General features: G+C 42.7%; 15 protein-coding genes. 6 read left to right on the top strand and 9 right to left on the bottom strand.

The genetic code is table 11. From position 1 onward, the window contains the following. Nucleotides 1–54 precede the first annotated feature (54 nt). From EYS00_RS06025 to EYS00_RS06010, 4 genes are all read right to left on the bottom strand, one after another. Entirely contained in the window at nucleotides 55–522 is a 468-nt protein-coding gene (locus tag EYS00_RS06025) for a nuclear transport factor 2 family protein (RefSeq protein WP_130635666.1), read from the bottom strand. A 2-nt stretch (nucleotides 523–524) separates the two neighbouring features. Continuing rightward, a complete protein-coding gene (locus EYS00_RS06020; RefSeq protein ID WP_130635665.1) occupies nucleotides 525–770 on the bottom strand; it encodes a DUF2164 domain-containing protein in 246 nt (81 codons plus the stop codon). Between the two features lie 54 nt (nucleotides 771–824). Continuing rightward, nucleotides 825–2663, bottom strand: coding sequence for an arylsulfatase (locus tag EYS00_RS06015; RefSeq protein WP_165399325.1), 1839 nt, complete (start codon nucleotides 2661–2663; stop codon nucleotides 825–827). A 138-nt stretch (nucleotides 2664–2801) separates the two neighbouring features. After that, nucleotides 2802–4037: a helix-turn-helix transcriptional regulator gene (locus EYS00_RS06010; RefSeq protein WP_130635663.1), complete on the bottom strand. Its 1236-nt coding sequence runs from the start codon at nucleotides 4035–4037 to the stop codon at nucleotides 2802–2804. Between the two features lie 159 nt (nucleotides 4038–4196). Between EYS00_RS06010 and EYS00_RS06005 the strand changes: the two genes are divergently transcribed. Beyond that, complete coding sequence (locus tag EYS00_RS06005) at nucleotides 4197–4754, top strand: outer membrane beta-barrel protein (RefSeq protein WP_130635662.1); 558 nt, start codon at nucleotides 4197–4199, stop codon at nucleotides 4752–4754. A 51-nt stretch (nucleotides 4755–4805) separates the two neighbouring features. Here the strand turns inward: EYS00_RS06005 and EYS00_RS06000 are convergent, their stop codons facing one another. After that, on the bottom strand, nucleotides 4806–5504 hold the full coding sequence (locus tag EYS00_RS06000) for an ABC transporter substrate-binding protein (RefSeq protein WP_130635661.1): 699 nt from the start codon (nucleotides 5502–5504) through the stop codon (nucleotides 4806–4808). Nucleotides 5505–5758: 254 nt separating this feature from the next. Between EYS00_RS06000 and EYS00_RS05995 the strand changes: the two genes are divergently transcribed. Next, the gene (locus EYS00_RS05995) at nucleotides 5759–6076 is read left to right on the top strand and encodes a pyrimidine/purine nucleoside phosphorylase (RefSeq protein ID WP_130635660.1); all 318 of its coding nucleotides are present in this window, start codon (nucleotides 5759–5761) and stop codon (nucleotides 6074–6076) included. A gap of 83 nt (nucleotides 6077–6159) precedes the next feature. Here the strand turns inward: EYS00_RS05995 and EYS00_RS05990 are convergent, their stop codons facing one another. After that, nucleotides 6160–8706: a glycoside hydrolase family 2 TIM barrel-domain containing protein gene (locus EYS00_RS05990; RefSeq protein ID WP_130635659.1), complete on the bottom strand. Its 2547-nt coding sequence runs from the start codon at nucleotides 8704–8706 to the stop codon at nucleotides 6160–6162. A 172-nt stretch (nucleotides 8707–8878) separates the two neighbouring features. Beyond that, nucleotides 8879–10390 carry a S41 family peptidase gene (locus EYS00_RS05985; RefSeq protein WP_165399324.1) on the bottom strand — a complete coding sequence of 504 codons (1512 nt, stop codon included), beginning with the start codon at nucleotides 10388–10390 and terminating at the stop codon, nucleotides 8879–8881. 215 nt (nucleotides 10391–10605) lie between these two features. On the opposite strand from EYS00_RS05985, the gene EYS00_RS05980 reads away from it, so the two are divergent. Then, the gene (locus EYS00_RS05980; protein ID WP_130635657.1) at nucleotides 10606–11301 is read left to right on the top strand and encodes a response regulator transcription factor; all 696 of its coding nucleotides are present in this window, start codon (nucleotides 10606–10608) and stop codon (nucleotides 11299–11301) included. After that, nucleotides 11291–12526, top strand: a complete 1236-nt coding sequence (locus tag EYS00_RS05975) for a HAMP domain-containing sensor histidine kinase (protein ID WP_130635656.1) — start codon at nucleotides 11291–11293, stop codon at nucleotides 12524–12526. Before EYS00_RS05980 ends, EYS00_RS05975 begins: the two co-directional genes overlap by 11 nt. Here the strand turns inward: EYS00_RS05975 and EYS00_RS05970 are convergent. Both EYS00_RS05970 and EYS00_RS05965 read right to left on the bottom strand, forming a co-directional pair. Beyond that, complete coding sequence (locus tag EYS00_RS05970) at nucleotides 12494–13066, bottom strand: hypothetical protein (RefSeq protein WP_130635655.1); 573 nt, start codon at nucleotides 13064–13066, stop codon at nucleotides 12494–12496. The genes EYS00_RS05975 and EYS00_RS05970 overlap by 33 nt on opposite strands. Nucleotides 13067–13224: 158 nt before the next feature. Then, on the bottom strand, nucleotides 13225–13962 hold the full coding sequence (locus EYS00_RS05965; RefSeq protein ID WP_130635654.1) for an AraC family transcriptional regulator: 738 nt from the start codon (nucleotides 13960–13962) through the stop codon (nucleotides 13225–13227). Between the two features lie 299 nt (nucleotides 13963–14261). Here EYS00_RS05965 and EYS00_RS05960 point away from each other — a divergent pair, with 299 nt between their 5' ends. Continuing rightward, nucleotides 14262–15422, top strand: coding sequence for a Gfo/Idh/MocA family protein (locus EYS00_RS05960; protein ID WP_242618671.1), 1161 nt, complete (start codon nucleotides 14262–14264; stop codon nucleotides 15420–15422). Nucleotides 15423–15453: 31 nt separating this feature from the next. Continuing rightward, on the top strand, nucleotides 15454–16509 hold the full coding sequence (locus tag EYS00_RS05955) for a sugar phosphate isomerase/epimerase (protein WP_130635653.1): 1056 nt from the start codon (nucleotides 15454–15456) through the stop codon (nucleotides 16507–16509). Nucleotides 16510–16522 lie beyond the last annotated feature (13 nt).

The following is a 16522-nucleotide window of genomic DNA, read 5'->3' as shown; positions in this document are numbered from 1 at the left end:
TTGCAGCGATTTGAATCAATACCAAAGGCCAGTGATATCACTGGCCTTTTTTAATTATTCACCTACCTGAATTTGCTTTGGTGAATAGTTTATCCAGTCTTCTTGATACTCAATCAGACCATGCTGATCAAACCTTTGTAAGATGATGAAATCCCACGGCCCCATCTCCTTTCCATTGAAAGAGAACCGATGAAAGACGCCTCTTGTAACTACAGAATTTCCATCAATAAAGTGTGAGTTTACCGAAAGAATTGGCCCGTCGCCCGCTGCAGAAAAACTGCCTCTAGACCAATCGAAGAACTCGGCAATATTTCCTTTTCCAGCGACTTCCAGTTCATAAACAACGTCTTTTAGCACGGCATTTTCAGAATAAAATGCCATAAAGCTATTAAAATCCTTTCGCTGTTGGTAAACCTCAAAATACTCGTTTACCGTTGAAGTTAAAGCTGTTGAGGCAAAACAATTACTGGTCGCTACAACTCCACAAATCACAAAAACACTGCGAATAAGGTACGTTATCATCACTATACCACCGGCTTTTCGATGCCATAGATATCCTCATCGATAGCGGCAATACGAGATTCAAATACAGCTCTGGCGTCGTAGAGCCCTTGATTATAGAAGTACGCTCCCATATTTTTGGCAATAAAATCGAGCAAAAACTCTCCATCAAACTGACCTAACTCTTGGTCAAGTTCTTCAGTAAAATAGTCCTGCAATTTGTTGACTAATGTGCTTTTAATGTCGTCCGATAGAGTAATTTCTGACACCTTGGTTCCTTTCTATAAGTACTGCGTAAATAAAACAACATACCACGGATACCATTAGCCTTCACATTGAGTATCTGCTCTTTTGATCACAATGCCCTTAATAGCGATACCATTACCATCAGTTTTTAAATTATTAATCGTGACTGCTAATTCGCCTTGCCCTTCACGGACAAAAAACCGTCCCACTGTTTGACTAGCCCAGGTACTCTCTGGTGTTTCGTCTGTATAGAAACGACGTTGACCCTCGTTGATCTCGGGAACAAAACTGTCGAGGCGCAGAACAAGCCCCTTTGATATATTCAAAAATTCAAAATCAATATTTAGTTCCGCTTTGTCATTCTCATTACTAAAAAGTACATCAACCTCAAAACAGTCATTCACAACACTCTTAACTGGCCATGTCATAGTTGCCTTGCTCATAGTTGAGTTTAGGTTGATCCAATCATGTGCCCAGCCCCACTCGTAGGCATAGTCTATCCCTTCACCTTCAATGAGAGCCTCATGTGCGGCAAAGGTCACCGTTGATGCTTGCTGGTGACCTATTTGAATAGGTAGCAACTCAACGGGTATTTTTGTAATGTCATTAAAGAATTCAAAGTAAGCGCTTTGAAGTACATCTAAGACTTCTGGGTGAGCTTTAGCTATGTTGTTTTGTTGCTGCATATCATTTTCTAAATCATACAAGTACCACTGCTGATCGTGCTGAAAGGTGGCCAACCATTGTTGACTTCGAACGGCACCGGGGTATGGACGAATTGCCCCATCAATACCCCGCTTCATATTATGAAAATGATTGAGAAATAAATAGCGATCTGGCCACTCATCATCAGTAGTTACCCCCAACAGAAGTGGCGACAAATCTTCTCCATCAATAGGGTTTTCGAAAAGGACCTCACTGTTAATCAAACTCATCAATGTGGGCACAATATCAATATGTTGTGAGACAGATGTGAGTACTCGACCACCCTCAATATGGTTAGGCCAGTGTACAAATAGCGGTGAACGCACACCTCCTTCGTCAACCTTGCCTTTTGCCCCTTTCAATCCGCCGTTATAACGTCTGTTGTTGCTAGGAAATGCAGGTCCGTTATCAGACATAAATAGAACAATAGTATTGTTGCTCTTACCCTGCTCATTAACGGCGCTAAGAATTCTGCCCACATTATCGTCAATGTTTGCCATCATTCCGTAAATTGCGGCATCTAAGTCGTTCAAACCGGAGGCTTTAAACCTATCAAAATATTGGTCTGGTACTTCAAATGGGCCATGAGGGGTATTAAATGGAACAAAAGCAAAAAAGGGGGCATCTGATTCTGACTCAATGAAATTTATTGCAGCATCAGAAGTTAAATCTGCAATATAGCCGTGTCGTTGAACTGGGGTGCCATTTACGCTCAATACTGGATCGAAATACAAAGTTTGATGCCCTTCTACGATACCCTCGTAATAGTCGAATCCCTGACCATTGGGATCATGGGGATATGTTGCACCATTGTGCCATTTACCGAATAGCCCGGTTCGATAGCCCTCTGCCCCCAGCATTTCTGCCAACGTAACCTCGGATTCTCGCATTCGTTCTCCACCACGAGTCACACTAAAAACTCCAGTTCGAAGTGCGTATCTTCCAGTAAGTAAGGCCGCACGTGTCGAGGAACATACAGGGTTTACGTAAAACCGTTCCAAACTGACACCTCTTTCGGCAATAGCATCAATGTTTGGGGTGTGAAGTACTTCATTTCCATTAAAGCTTACGTCTCCCCAACCTTGGTCGTCAGTGACAAACAAAATGATGTTGGGGCGTTTACTGGGAACTTCACCATCAACGGTTACGCTGTAAACGTGTCGAGAAAAAGCTACGACGGTCAGAAGGAAAAGTAAGTATCGTCGATTCACATGATGTCCTATATGTTAAACGGTCGCGCTGAAAATAGCGTACCGCCAAATTTTCGGACTAACTTACCACTGTGGCCTAAAAACACTGCACAAGTAAATCGGCGCAGATTAGTATTAATTCTCCGAAAATTGACAATGTCAGAGTCGAGGCTCAAGTAGAGACAACCAATGCTCCATTGCAAGTTCCTTCGCCAGGGATTGACTCTCTGCGCGATAGGCATTTGCCTGCTCAAATTGTTGATTTTGATAACAAGACAAGAAAGCTTGATAGGATGCGAACGCGCGGGAGGCAGAATGCTCGGGCGTATGTGCCTTTAACATATTCATTTGTGTGGCTAAGGTCTCAGTGTTGTTCAGCAAACGGCTCACAGCTATCGAGAGGCAAACTAACGTTGGATGGGCGATATCATTCGACTTCACTTGCTCAAGGCTAAACGCACTGTGAGCAGTCGCGTTCTCAGCATCGCCTTTACACGCATAAATTACCGATAGATACCCCTCCGACAGAGATATACAGCGGCTATAACCTGAGACATTCGCTAGTGACAAAGAGGCCTTACACACAGCAAATGCATCATCAATTCGATTATCCAACAAATAGACCGCGGTCTTTATTTGTAGTGCGGTACAAAGAAATAATTTCTTTTCAACAGAGGGATTGGTTGGCTCGCATGCCAACTCACACAATTCGGCGTGTGCGAGAGCATTTGAAGGCTGACCGGTATGCAAATAATACAACGCATAAGTACTATGAAAGTGCGCCTCTTCGCTAGCAGCATGGGCCGATAGTTCATCACACAGCTGTAAATAACTGAGACACTCTTTGTACCGACTTTCCATCAAACTATTTACTGCAAATGCAAGATACGCAGAAAAGCGAAGTTCATCACTGTTCGATTTTTCAGCCCTAGCTAATGCCTTGGTAAAGTACTGTTTTGCTGAGCGTAATTTACTCTGTATTACACAGGCATAACCCAGCTTAACGTAAAAGCTCGCCACAATTGCACTCGGTAGTCGGGCATGAAAGGTAGATTTAATTAAGGAGATGGCAAGCTTAGTTTTTCCTTCCATCAACAATTCGTACAGTAAACTATCGTTATAGAGTTCGTTGACTAGTACGTCTCGGTTTTTGTCATTTGAATAGGACTCTTCAACAGAGATGGCGATGAGTTCATCGACATCACAACAAAGTGCATGACTCAATTTTGTCAGGTTACTGGTGCGTATGCGCTCAACCTCACCACTTAACCAACGGCTCAGTGTTTTCTCACTCACATTAATTTCGCGCGCAAGCCACGCATGCTTCGCAGCACTTTGGTTAATCACTTCAATGAGCCGCTCACGATTCAAAATTTCTGTTTTATTGCCACTCATGAAACCATCATTACTTTACTGTTCAAAACACTACATCCTCAACCAAAAACGTCCACTTATGTCCATTGTTAGTCGCTGAGGACAGAAATATCATCTCATTCAATCAATTTCAAAACCAACATTTTTAAATCTTCAAATACATACTGAGGTATTTCACCAATGAAAGCACGATATCTAGCTGTAATCAGCTGCATGGCATTTAGCTCGAATATTTTAGCTAATGAATCCAGTATTCTTTTTGGCGTTGAATTGGGTGCAAGTAGCGTTGACTTCGACGAAGACACAAATCTTCTGGTAGAAGATTATGACGATGACGGACTGGGATTCACCTATTCTTTGGGTTATCGCTGGGAAAACAATGCAATTGTTGAGGTCAGCGGCTCCTTTGCATCTAACAATGCGTTTTTTGAATCTTTTGATTTTTATGAAACCACCGAATACCAGTTGCTCGTTGGATATAGCTTTCCTGTGAGTGAAAAATTTAGAGTTGTGCCTATGATGGGTTTAAGTAACTGGGATTTAGACAGCAAAGAAGGAACCTTTCTTAATCCTGGTGACGAAGTAAGGCAGACGTTTAGTGGGACGGACGTAGCGTATAAAATTAGTGCAGAGTACGCGTTATTTAGTTCAGTTGTTCTGTCACTGTCGTACCGCAGTTCTGCCCTCGATATAGGTACTTCATCGATGACCCAACTTGGTTTAAAAATGGCATTTTAACGCACATAATCCTACTCCTCTCCGTTCGTTTACCAATCGTTTAACACAGCGCTATTGTTGAGCGGAGAGAATTTCTAACATTGCTTTCTCTAATTCAGACGAATATGCAGTCCAATCACTCTTCCTAGAAACACCCAGGAATAAGGGCATATCAATGGCAACTTCGTAGGGTTGCTGCTTTATGCGTTGTTGAGTATCTACATGGGTAAAGCTACTCAGGTCAAACGAAGGGGGAGCAATAAACACATCTATTCTCTCAGCTAGCATCATGTTGACTAAGTCCTCCACAACAAGTAGAGAAACTTTCGTAAAATTATCAGCAGCTTCAAACTTGTCGTAGTGTACATGCCCGCGCAAGTAGCCTACTGTTTTTCCATTTAGGTCAGCAAATGTCGTGATGTTTTCGTGAATGGAATAATAGCGAAATCCGGTGGTTTGTTTATCAAACGCTGGGCGCAGATAGTTTATATAGGTCGCTCGCTCTTTTGTGATGAACAAGTCATCTATAATATCGGCTTGTCCCGTTTCTATAAGCTTGAGACAACGCACCCAAGGGCATGAATAGAGCTCTACCTCCACACCAAGTTTCTCGCCTAATTGCATCACTATATTGTCTTCAAACTGGCCTGCATGATGTCGTTCCAAATACTGAGGCAGCGCCGCAAACACGAGTTTATCCGGTAGCTCGCTAGCAATGCTTTTGAGGGATAGCAAACTTAGGAAGAACAATAACAATCTGAGACGTTGCATAGGCCTTAAGTAGTTGACTTTGTATCAAGTATGAAACCTAAGATAAACAATACTACATACTTGTGAATTTATCTCATGGGTCAGACCAACTGTACAAACAATGCTGGGAGTTGCTTCTGAATGCCCTGCGCTAAATTGAATAAGCTAGCACTATTCTGACTAACCTATTCCTAAGTTAGCCATCATTCCTAAGCGGATCTTTATTACTATACAGCAATGCGACTTCACTAAAAAAATTGAACAAAGGAAAACTTATGTCGACGTTTGATAATGTATCTGTGACACTAAAAGCCAACCAATACTTTGATGGCAAAGTGACAAGCCGGACTGTGGTGTTTGCTGATGAAACAAAGAAAACCTTAGGTATTATGATGCCGGGTGAGTATGAGTTTGGTACCAGCGAAAAAGAGTTGATGGAAATCACTGACGGCCAATTGGACATATTATTGCCGGGTGAGACTGAATGGCAGAGTATTTCCGCCGGTGAGTCTTTTTACGTCCCCGCTAATGCAAGCTTCCAAGTGAAAGCCGTCACTGTAGTGGATTACTGTTGTTCATATCTTGCTGAGTAAACTATTTTTGGTTTCCGATAACCATAAACTTGTTACCGGAAACCACACTTCATTAAGTCTTGTTATAGCTTTCCATATGAACTTCAGTGACTTTGAATAACCAAGGTTTGTTTACCATATTGGCCGGCCGACACCTCAACTTCAATAACACCTCTATCCCTCATTGATTGAAGCACTATCAAGGCTCTTCCTTTTGAGGTAACAATTTTATTAGATTGAAAATCCTGAATATTGTCCGGCGCACCGTTATCAACACCCAGTAGTCTGGCTGGGCCATTGAAACTTACTGAAACTTCTGTTTCTTCTGTCTGTACTGCTATTCCATTGTCATCAACTAGTTGAACAACAAGGTGAGCAATATCATAGCCATCGGCAATAAGTTGTGGTTTATCTACATGTACATGTAGAAATGAGGGTTGGTTAGCTGATGTCAAAATAGCGTTTGTTTCTTGCCCGTTAAAACCAGCTTTTGCTTCCAGCTTACCGGGCGCAAAAGGCACTACCCACCGTAAAATTCTGTCAGGGGCCTCAGACATACTGCGATAACCGAGAGACTCACCGTTCAATAATAACTCCACCATGTGGTGGTTAGACGTTACTTCTACCACTACCCACTCATTTTCATCGTAGTTCCAATGCATATTAGTGTCGCGCCAACGATAGCTTGAGGCATCTTCGGCAATAGCCAAGCCAGACAATTCATCTCGTTTAAACCCGGAAGATGACAAAGGCAGTGTACCTATAGATAAATGTGGTTCGTTGACCCATACGCTTTTGAAGTAATTCCACCCTTGTCGTTTAAACCCAGCCAAGTCGAGCATATCGCCCCACCCGCTTTTATGTGGCCACTTTTCATGACGTTCCCCCATGTAACCAATTCCCGTCCACATAAATTGACTGAAAACGCCGGGTGACTGCAACACTTGCTTCCAATCATCCCACGTTCCAGGGTTCTCATTTATGGTGATTGGTACCTCAGGAAAGTGTTTTTGCCCCCATGGCAGCACACTATTTCTGTAACTGTAACCAACGATGTCTACCGCGTCTGCATAGCCACTCACATGGCTCACCTGAGGAATGATAAAGTTAGCGGTAACTGGTCGAGTGGTATCTAATGCCCTTACCCATTCACTCAGTTTTCTCGCTGTTTCTGACAGAACATATTCGCCTTTCTGTGAATCCTCATAACGGGCAAGTAACTCCTCTGGTGAATACTTAGGGGGGGCTCCCCAAAAGCTCATATCCATGTTCGTTGGGTCTTCAAGGTCGTTCCAAAAACCTGTGATATAACGGTAATGAACATAGGTCCATTCGATCTCGTTACCGATACTCCATTGAAATACACTTGGATGATTTCTATCTCTAAGCATTGTGCGAGTTAAATCACTTTTAGCCCATTGCTGAAAATGGTCAACGTAACCTCGAGTGATATAATCGTCATGACGTTCATGCATGTTTAAACGTTTGTCTTTGTAATAATCAAACTCATCAAAGAACTCGTTCTGTACCAAAATTCCCATTTCGTCACACAAATCTAAAAAGTCACTGGCAAAGGGATTATGTGCCGTACGCACTGCGTTTAACCCTGCATCTTTGAGTGACTGCAACCGTCTACGCCACACTTCTTTTGGAACGGCCGCCCCGACCAAACCACCGTCGTGATGTAGCGACACTCCTTTGACCAATGTAGGTTTACCATTAAGGAAAAAGCCTTTTTTGGCATCGAACTCCAAAGTGCGAATACCAAACGGTGTAACGTAGCTATCAACAATCCTCTCACCGCTCTTGATGATTGTTCTAGCAAGGTATATATGAGGGTTCTCAGTGTCCCAAAGTTTCGGGTCGTCTACCGCGAGTCGTTGGGTAACAGTGACATCCGTATCAGATTCAAGAGTAACGTTCTTTGATGCTTCGGCGACAGTTAGGCCTGCAGGATTAATTAATTGCGTGGTAAGTGTAAATCCCTCTGGAGAGGAGTGATTATTGACTACGTTCACGTCGAGGTTAACCATGGCTCTGTTGTCATTAACTTCGGGTGTGGTTACAAAAGTACCCCAAATTGGGATATGTAACTTATCTGTAGTGATGAGTTTAACGTTGCGATAGATACCACTTCCTGTATACCAACGACTGTCAGCGTATCTACTGTGGTCGACATGCACTGTCAGCACATTCTGTGTACCGTCGGTATGTAATTTGTCTGTGAGGTCGAAATAGACGGGTGAATATCCGTAGGGATTTTCACCGAGTTTTACACCGTTCACCCAAAAAGTCGCGTTGTTGTAAACCCCATCGAACAGTACATAGGCGTTTTGTTCTGCAGGATCTATCGGAGTGTCGAAGTGCTTCTGATAAATACCAACACCGCCTGGAAGGTATCCAGTCGCACCCTCCCATTCTTCGGAGAAAGACGCCTCTACACTCCAGTCATGCGGTAGTCGTATATCACGCCAAACAGCGTCATTCAGTGGGACCGAGTCAGGTATTTCGGTGGTTTCAACCAGTGTAAACTTCCAGTCAAAATTAAAGTCATGCTCTCTTTGTAACGACGCTTGCCCTGCAAACGCTAGCGAATTCACAACGAATACAAGAGCAAAGTAACTCAACAACTTTATTACATGTTTTAGCATTATCACCCACACCACTTGATTAATTGTTAACATTTAACCAAGTAATTATGGGTAATACAACAGGCAATGTTTTAAAAAAAGCTTGAACATGGTTGATTATCAGCTGTGCACTTGTGATATCGAAGTACATAAAAAAGCGCCTTAAATATAGGCGCTTTTCGACGAGTAACCTTTACTGGAGTAACAGATGAACGGCTGTTTCGATACCCAAATCTACTTGTTGCTCTCTTTGTTCCTGCGTAAAGAAAGGCACTGCAACGTCTACAGGAATACCTTCACCTTCAAACCAGTCACCATTTGCACTTAGGTAGTATTCATTCGACATACCAATCTCGAAACCATTGGGTAGATTCCATTCCAACACATTAGATAGCGCTCCGTGAGTAGCTTCACCTACCAACTGCACATTCGGGAGTTGAGCCATACTCAGCGTAAATGTTTCTGCTGCTGACACGGTATTTGAACTTGTGAGCAATACAATTGAGCCATGATAGGTTGCTCGTGTACTAGGCTGAATATAAACATCTTTTAACGGCGTTCTTCCATTTCCATCACGGGCTTGCTTACTAAACGCGTGATACTCGCCTTGTGCAAAGCGACTTGCTATTGCCATACTGACAAAATCATAACCGCCATCATTGGTTCGTACGTCTACAATGAGCCCCTCAACATCACTTAAATCATTTAACGCGTTATCTAAAATAACGTTTACTTTTTGTAGAGTATCTGTGGTAATCGCTAATTCGTCGTCTGTTACCTCTGAATAGCCCAACATACTACTAACATATAAATACCCTAAGCCCTCATTCTTAAACCATCGGATTCGACCGTCAGCAGCATACCGAATATCATCAGGGCTTGCGGCGTATCCTGTCACAATATCCCACTGATACTCCAAACTATCGACAATATAGCCGTTGATACTGTCAACCAATTGCTGCGTGAGTATCTGTGGATCAATTGGATAGGCTAAACCGTTTAAGGTCGCGTATTCCTCTATCAAATTCTCTATCAACGTTGGTTTGGTAAATACCTTGTGGCTAAGACCTTCAGGCGTAGTGATGTAATTGTGGCTATCAGCCATAGGTGCCAGTGTATTTGCCATCGCAGCAAATAATTGCTCGTTGCTTGACGACGAGGTTAGTTCACCGCCAGCTGATTGGATGGTATCAGCCCAATTCACATTATTACGCTCAAAATCTACATAATACTCTTCGAAAATTTGCGAATACATTGCAAATAAATCCGTTGCATCATAATCGGTTGAAGAAACATCATTTAGATCAATGAGGTCTGTCTGACACGAATCAGGTAGTGAACTAGCTCGCTCAAAGAAATATCCAGGAGGACCAAACGTTGCTGTGCCAACACCAGAATACCATTCTAACTCATCAACATTGTCAGTTTTTCTTAGTAGTCGTTCAACGTTTGTGGTGTCGAGTTCTGATTCATCTAACGTCAAAAAGCAGTAGTCAGTTGTGTACTGATATATTTTAGCGCTGTCAGTGCCAATGTTAACGCTGAGGCCGTATCCAGGGGCTACCCACACGCCTTGATAGTCTTCTGAAATTGGATCTGGCGCAGGTGTGTTTGCTGTTCGCTCTTTGTTATTTGAACCACATCCAACGAGCACAGCTGCTGTAAGCAAAGTTACAGCAAATTGATTAATAAAACGGTTTTTCATAGTATTCCTCATCATGTCGCACTTAGTTAACGTGAATAGCTTGTCGAATCTCAAATGCATCATTGTCGTGATGAGCAACAAGCCAATTTACGAGGAGCATGCTAAAAAGAGCACAGTGAAATCAGGGTGAAAGAAATCTAGGAATTATTTATCACCTTAATTTCACCTTGAACAAGGTACGGTGAAAGGACTTTTCATCAAAAGGAATTAAGCTTGTGCAACAAGATAAATTATCCATTTTGCTTATAGAAGATAACCTTGCCCTTGCAGGTCAAATTACTCGATTTCTTGAAGGACTGGGTTGGCTAGTAGACTTCGCAGACCGAGGACAACAGGGTATGCGCCTAGCCACATCTCAACAGTTTGATGTGGTCATACTCGACCTAAATCTTCCCGATTGCGATGGATTAGCCGTATGTGAACATATTAAAAAACATCAAACACGTATTACCCCCATATTAATGCTAACCGCTCGCGACGGGTTTGAAGATAAAGCAAAAGGCTTTGCCCAAGGCACAGACGACTACCTTACGAAACCTTGTGATTTGAGAGAACTCGCCATGCGATGCAAAGCGTTGGCGCGTCGCCCCTCTCTTCATAGCGACACGCTAATACAAAAAGGGCGAATGAGCATTGACTCCCGCGCGTTCTTAGTAAAGTGGAACAATAAACCTATAAAAGTCACAAAAGTGGGTTTTAAAATTCTAAAAGCACTAATAGACGCCTACCCATACCCCGTGGCAAGAACAGACTTGATTCAACATGTATGGGGGGATGAACCACCTGAAAGCAATGCGCTCAAATCGCATATGTATAGCTTACGCAAGGCCATTGAACAACAGTCTAACAAACCGATTCTGAAAACGATTAGTAACCTTGGTTATCAACTACAAGGCTTGGATGATGAATAAACCACTGTTTTATGGGATTCGATGGCAGCTGTTTTGTGGCTTTGGTGCATTGGTTTTTGTGATTAGCCTGTTTTATGCAAGACTGACTTTTTTGTTTGTCGAAGTAACTGAAGATATAGTGGCATCTTATGTAGTCCAGCAAGAACTTGAGCTCTCTGCTGATGGGGAAAACATAAACGTATTCGACAATATTAACCATTTGTCTCGGGTGAATCGTGGCTTCATTAGCGCGGAATACCTTGAACAGCAAAGTTTGCTTACACCAACCCGTCACGATCAAACACTGTTTCGATTTAACACCCAGAAAGTACAAGGTTACGCAACGAAAATAGATTCAGGCGAAGGGTATGAATGGTTTGTCATTAATGCTAAAAATCTGCTGCCGCTTGCCACTTATTCCGAGGTGTTCGGCGTATTTTTAGGAGCTATCACCATAGGCGCTTTTGTGCTTGCCGTGTTAAGCACATGGTTTTTGGCGTCCCGTTTGTCTGCACCGTTACGTCAACTTACCCAGTCTGTAGGACAACAAAGACCAGGTTCAAGGTTTTCAAGCCCTATAAACTCAAGAAGCGATGAAATTGGACTGTTAGCCCTTGCTTTTGAACGAACTTACGGAGAGCTACAAAAAGCATGGAAACGAGAGCATGACTTTGCCAGCGATGTAAGTCACGAATTGCGCACGCCTATTGCGCTCATTCGCAACACTTTGTCCTTAAATAGTACAAACGAAATATCTAATGCTGACAAACAGCTCTTAAATCAAAGTACTGACACATTACAAAATACGGTTGAAGTACTCCTCGCAATAGCGAGAAAAGAAAACCTCGTTTTTTCTATCAACGATATCAAACCAATAGTGGAACGAACTGTTCTTGCACTAATCCATTCAAACCCCGACATTTTGTTTGAGGTTGATGTAGAGCTTAACAATAAAACTAACGTCTCAGGAAACCCGCACCTAATTGGGCTACTTTGCCAAAACCTCATTAACAACGGCTACTATCACGGTGGCGATAGCGGTATGAGAATATATCAGCAAGGCAGTGAAATTGTGTTTGAAAACCCGATACCGAGTAAAAAAGCCGATGCTAATTATCAAGGGTTAGGTCATGGCCAATATCTTGTTAGGAGAATAACAGAAGTTATGGGGTGGCAAATGGAGGTAAACCTTAAAAACAGTACCTATCAGGTATTAATAACTCCCAAGCTTACTCTTAGCTCTTAATGTGAATCCCATCCACACAAACCAAACAATCTGACTGAGTCCAAAGATCGCACCAGCATCTTGCAATGACGGGTGTAACGTTAAGCACCCAGTTATTCCTACCAGTAGCCCAAAAATGTGTAAAGCTTTTGGTGATACCTTCCTTTGTATCATCACCCAGCTCAACACTGTCAACCATATTCCCCCCACCCACTCAATACCATCACCCAAACCCATTTGAATGGCAAAAATAACAAACCACACCTCTGTTTGTTGCTCCGCAGGCAACAGGAGTAGATATTCAATGGTGAAAAGTGCAATCAACCCAATAGAAAAACAATAGGCAGACCAAATAAACCCGAATACAGCGACCAATTGTGTTGAAAACGTAATCCGTTCACTTAGCCAATGGTTAATTGCTCTACAAAGCATCATCAAACAACTCGCAAAAACGATAAAAATGATGAAATACCAAAGCTGAAAAAATCGTCCGTGGGACAAAATAAACGCTAGTCGTTGATGGGGATTTAGATTAATTCCTGGCTGAATCCAAAAGATCATGATAAAGCCAACCACAAAGCACGCGGCACAGCAAAGTGATGCGAAAGAAGCCTTGTAAAACTTATTGAATACAGACAAAAATGAGTCCTTTCATTCACACTAAACACTACTTTTATAAGTTTATAGTATGACTGAATAAGTAGCCGAGCAAGTAAACGCTATTTGCCCCTATAGTTTTTCCTAAATTCAGAAGGTAGCTCTTCAAAAAAAGCGCGAAATTGCTGGGTAAAGTAACTCGGATTTGGAAACCCGCATTCATCACCCACTTGGGATATGGGTTTATTGGTTTCAACTAACAGTCGTTGGGCATGTTCAAGACGTACTTCGTTGATGAATTGTTTAGGTGTTTTCTTGAGGTATTTTTTGAAGCGGCGTTCCAACGCACTTACCGATAAAAAGCTCGCTTCTGCCAGGGATTCGATAGTGAGGTTATCAGCAAAATTCTCTCGCACATAATCCACAGGCACTTTTAGCGCTTCTACACTTGCCAAAACCAGTGCTTGCTTATCAAGGTGATGGGTAATTCCATACGACCCAACGATGTTACCTTCGTTGTTATATATCGGTCGTTTCGTTGTGGTGTACCACGCACTATCACCGCCACTTGCCATGTTTATTTCTAAGCGCTCAGTGATTTCCTCACCTGAAAGAATCTTTTCATCGTCTTTGTGGAACTGCTTCGCCAGATGTACTGGGAATAAATCATAGTCTGTCTTACTTATGATTTCTTTGCGATCGCTAAAGATGGAGTGTTCCACAAACGCTTGGTTAACGTGAACAAACCTGTGTTGATTGTCCTTTATCCAGAACAGTATGCCAGGAAGCAGGTCAAACATGGTGACGAGTTGCGTTGCCCCCAGATCACTGACCGTTTGTATATTTTTTGTAAAATTCATAATCTCATCTAAATTGCCAAGCTCAATGTCTTTTATTTATTGAGGGCCTACTACTATCAAAGACTTGTTACGCAAAAACGTCGTACCAGTTCTTACAAACTAAGGTTTTATAGTAATAAGCGGAGACTTACAATATAAAATTGAATACCTCATCGATTTCAAAAGAAGAAGTGCATTCATGAGTTTGTTTCAACCTATCACGCCGAATTTGTTATATTTACAACTGATTAACTTATACTGAAAAATCACAGAAAACTCTATAGTAAGAACAAAATCTTGTTTTGATTATGGAGTAGAGAGTGAAGAAGATTCGCATGGGCATGATTGGTGGCGGACAAGGAGCATTTATTGGTGCAGTACACCGGATAGCCGCACAATTAGACAATGAAATCGAGCTAGTCTGCGGTGCATTTTCGAGTACCGCAGAAAAATCTATTGCATCGGGTAAGCAGTTAATGCTGGACGAAAACCGATGCTATCGTGATTTTCAAACTATGTTCGAGCAAGAAGCACTATTGCCCGAAGATCAACGTATGCAATTCGTCGCTATCGTTACCCCAAATCATATGCATTTCCCGGCTGCCAAAGCCGCGCTCGAAAATGGTTTTCATGTTCTGTCAGATAAACCTGCGACACTAAATCTTGATGAAGTAAAACAACTCAAAACGATCGTAGAAAGTACAGGGTTACTTTATGGCCTTACGCACACTTACACCGGCTACCCTATGGTAAAGGAAGCGCAAACACTGGTATCAAATGGCGAGATTGGCACCGTTAGAAAGGTAATTGTTGAATATATTCAAGGCTGGTTATCTGAGGCACAAAGTAGCGACAATAAACAGGCAGATTGGCGCACCGATCCCAGTCGTTCAGGTATTTCCGGCTGTATGGGTGACATTGGAAGCCATGCTGCAAACCTCGTTGAGTATATCACGAGCAAAGAAATCACCCATGTTTGCGCTGAGCTAACCACCTTCGTTGAAGGTAGACGATTAGACGACGACGGCATTGTGTTGCTAAAGATGCAAGATGGAATAAAAGGAACACTTCAAGCCAGTCAAATTGCAGCCGGTGAAGAGAACAACCTCACCATCAGAGTATACGGAGAAAAGGGCGGCCTTGAATGGCATCAACAAGAGCCAAATACGCTTACCGTGAAATACCTCGATAGCTCTACTCGTGTTTTACGGACCGGAGGCGCACATAGTGAACGCACTTCAGCAAATACACGCACACCTATGGGACATCCAGAAGGTTACCTAGAAGCGTTTGCCAACATCTATATGAACTTCATAAGCGCTATTCGCGACTACGAGGGTGGCACCTACCACAAAGGTAAAGACTATGACTTCCCTGATATTTATGAAGGCGTTCGCGGTATGGCGTTAGTCGAGTCTTTCGTAAATAGCTCTAATCAAGATACAAAATGGTACGACATCACTCCCCTGCTAAACGATTAGTTGTACAACAAAACTAAGTTAGGAATACAGAATGAAAACATTAAAAGGCCCTGCAATATTTCTCGCTCAATTTGCTTCTGACGAAGCACCTTTTAACACCTTGCCGTCGATTTGTGAATGGGTTGCGAGCTTGGGCTACAAGGGTGTACAAATTCCCTCGTGGGATGACCGTTTATTTGACCTGGAAAAAGCAGCAAATGACGTAGAGTATTGCAAAGAAATACAAGCAATCGTTGCCGAGCATGGCCTAGAGATCACCGAACTATCAACTCACCTTCAGGGCCAGTTGGTAGCATCTCACCCAGCTTACGATACTCTATTTGATGCATTTGCTCCCGACCAATTCAAAGATGACACTAAAGCGCGAACTGAATGGGCGACAGAGCAGATGTTCCTCGCTGCGAAAGCAAGTAAAAACTTAGGACTTAAGTCACACGCGACCTTTTCGGGAGCGCTACTATGGCACACTGTATACCCGTGGCCACAACGTCCTGCAGGCCTTGTCGAACAAGGGTTTGTTGAACTAGCAAAGCGCTGGCTTCCGATTCTTGATGCCTTTGATGACGCTGACTGTGATGTTTGTTATGAGTTACATCCTGGCGAAGACCTTCACGACGGCATCACGTTTGAACGATTCCTACAAGCAGTGAACAACCACCCGCGTGCAAACATTCTATACGACCCAAGTCACTTTGTGCTGCAACAGCTCGACTACCTCTCATTCATTGATATTTATCACGACCGTATTAAAGCGTTTCATGTTAAGGATGCTGAGTTTATTCCTAATGGACGTTCAGGGGTTTATGGCGGTTATCAAAACTGGATCGATCGTCCAGGGCGATTCCGATCACTGGGTGATGGTCAAGTAGACTTCAATGGAATATTTACACGTATGGCAAAGTACGACTTCGACGGCTGGGCTGTGCTGGAATGGGAATGCTGCATCAAACATCCTGTGTCAGGAGCAACCGAAGGGGCGCCGTTTATTGCAAAGCACATTATTAATGTGACAGAGCGAGCCTTTGATGATTTCGCTGGCACGGGTGCTGACGAAGACTTCAACAAACGAGTTTTGGGATTAGAATAACAAGAGTAAAAAC

It is taken from the genome of Alteromonas sp. KUL49 (assembly GCF_006538345.1).
In the GTDB taxonomy this organism is placed as follows: Bacteria; Pseudomonadota; Gammaproteobacteria; order Enterobacterales; family Alteromonadaceae; genus Alteromonas.
This window is presented reverse-complemented; position numbering and strand designations above follow the sequence as displayed.

Coding starts and splice junctions, on each gene's coding strand:
- EYS00_RS06025 (WP_130635666.1), bottom strand. CDS start 522: ATGATAACGTACCTTATTCGCAGTGTTTTTGTGATTTGTGGAGTTGTA.
- EYS00_RS06010 (WP_130635663.1), bottom strand. CDS start 4,037: ATGAGTGGCAATAAAACAGAAATTTTGAATCGTGAGCGGCTCATTGAA.
- EYS00_RS06005 (WP_130635662.1), top strand. CDS start 4,197: ATGAAAGCACGATATCTAGCTGTAATCAGCTGCATGGCATTTAGCTCG.
- EYS00_RS06000 (WP_130635661.1), bottom strand. CDS start 5,504: ATGCAACGTCTCAGATTGTTATTGTTCTTCCTAAGTTTGCTATCCCTC.
- EYS00_RS05995 (WP_130635660.1), top strand. CDS start 5,759: ATGTCGACGTTTGATAATGTATCTGTGACACTAAAAGCCAACCAATAC.
- EYS00_RS05990 (WP_130635659.1), bottom strand. CDS start 8,706: ATGCTAAAACATGTAATAAAGTTGTTGAGTTACTTTGCTCTTGTATTC.
- EYS00_RS05985 (WP_165399324.1), bottom strand. CDS start 10,390: ATGAAAAACCGTTTTATTAATCAATTTGCTGTAACTTTGCTTACAGCA.
- EYS00_RS05975 (WP_130635656.1), top strand. CDS start 11,291: ATGATGAATAAACCACTGTTTTATGGGATTCGATGGCAGCTGTTTTGT.
- EYS00_RS05970 (WP_130635655.1), bottom strand. CDS start 13,066: ATGATCTTTTGGATTCAGCCAGGAATTAATCTAAATCCCCATCAACGA.
- EYS00_RS05965 (WP_130635654.1), bottom strand. CDS start 13,962: ATGAATTTTACAAAAAATATACAAACGGTCAGTGATCTGGGGGCAACG.
- EYS00_RS05955 (WP_130635653.1), top strand. CDS start 15,454: ATGAAAACATTAAAAGGCCCTGCAATATTTCTCGCTCAATTTGCTTCT.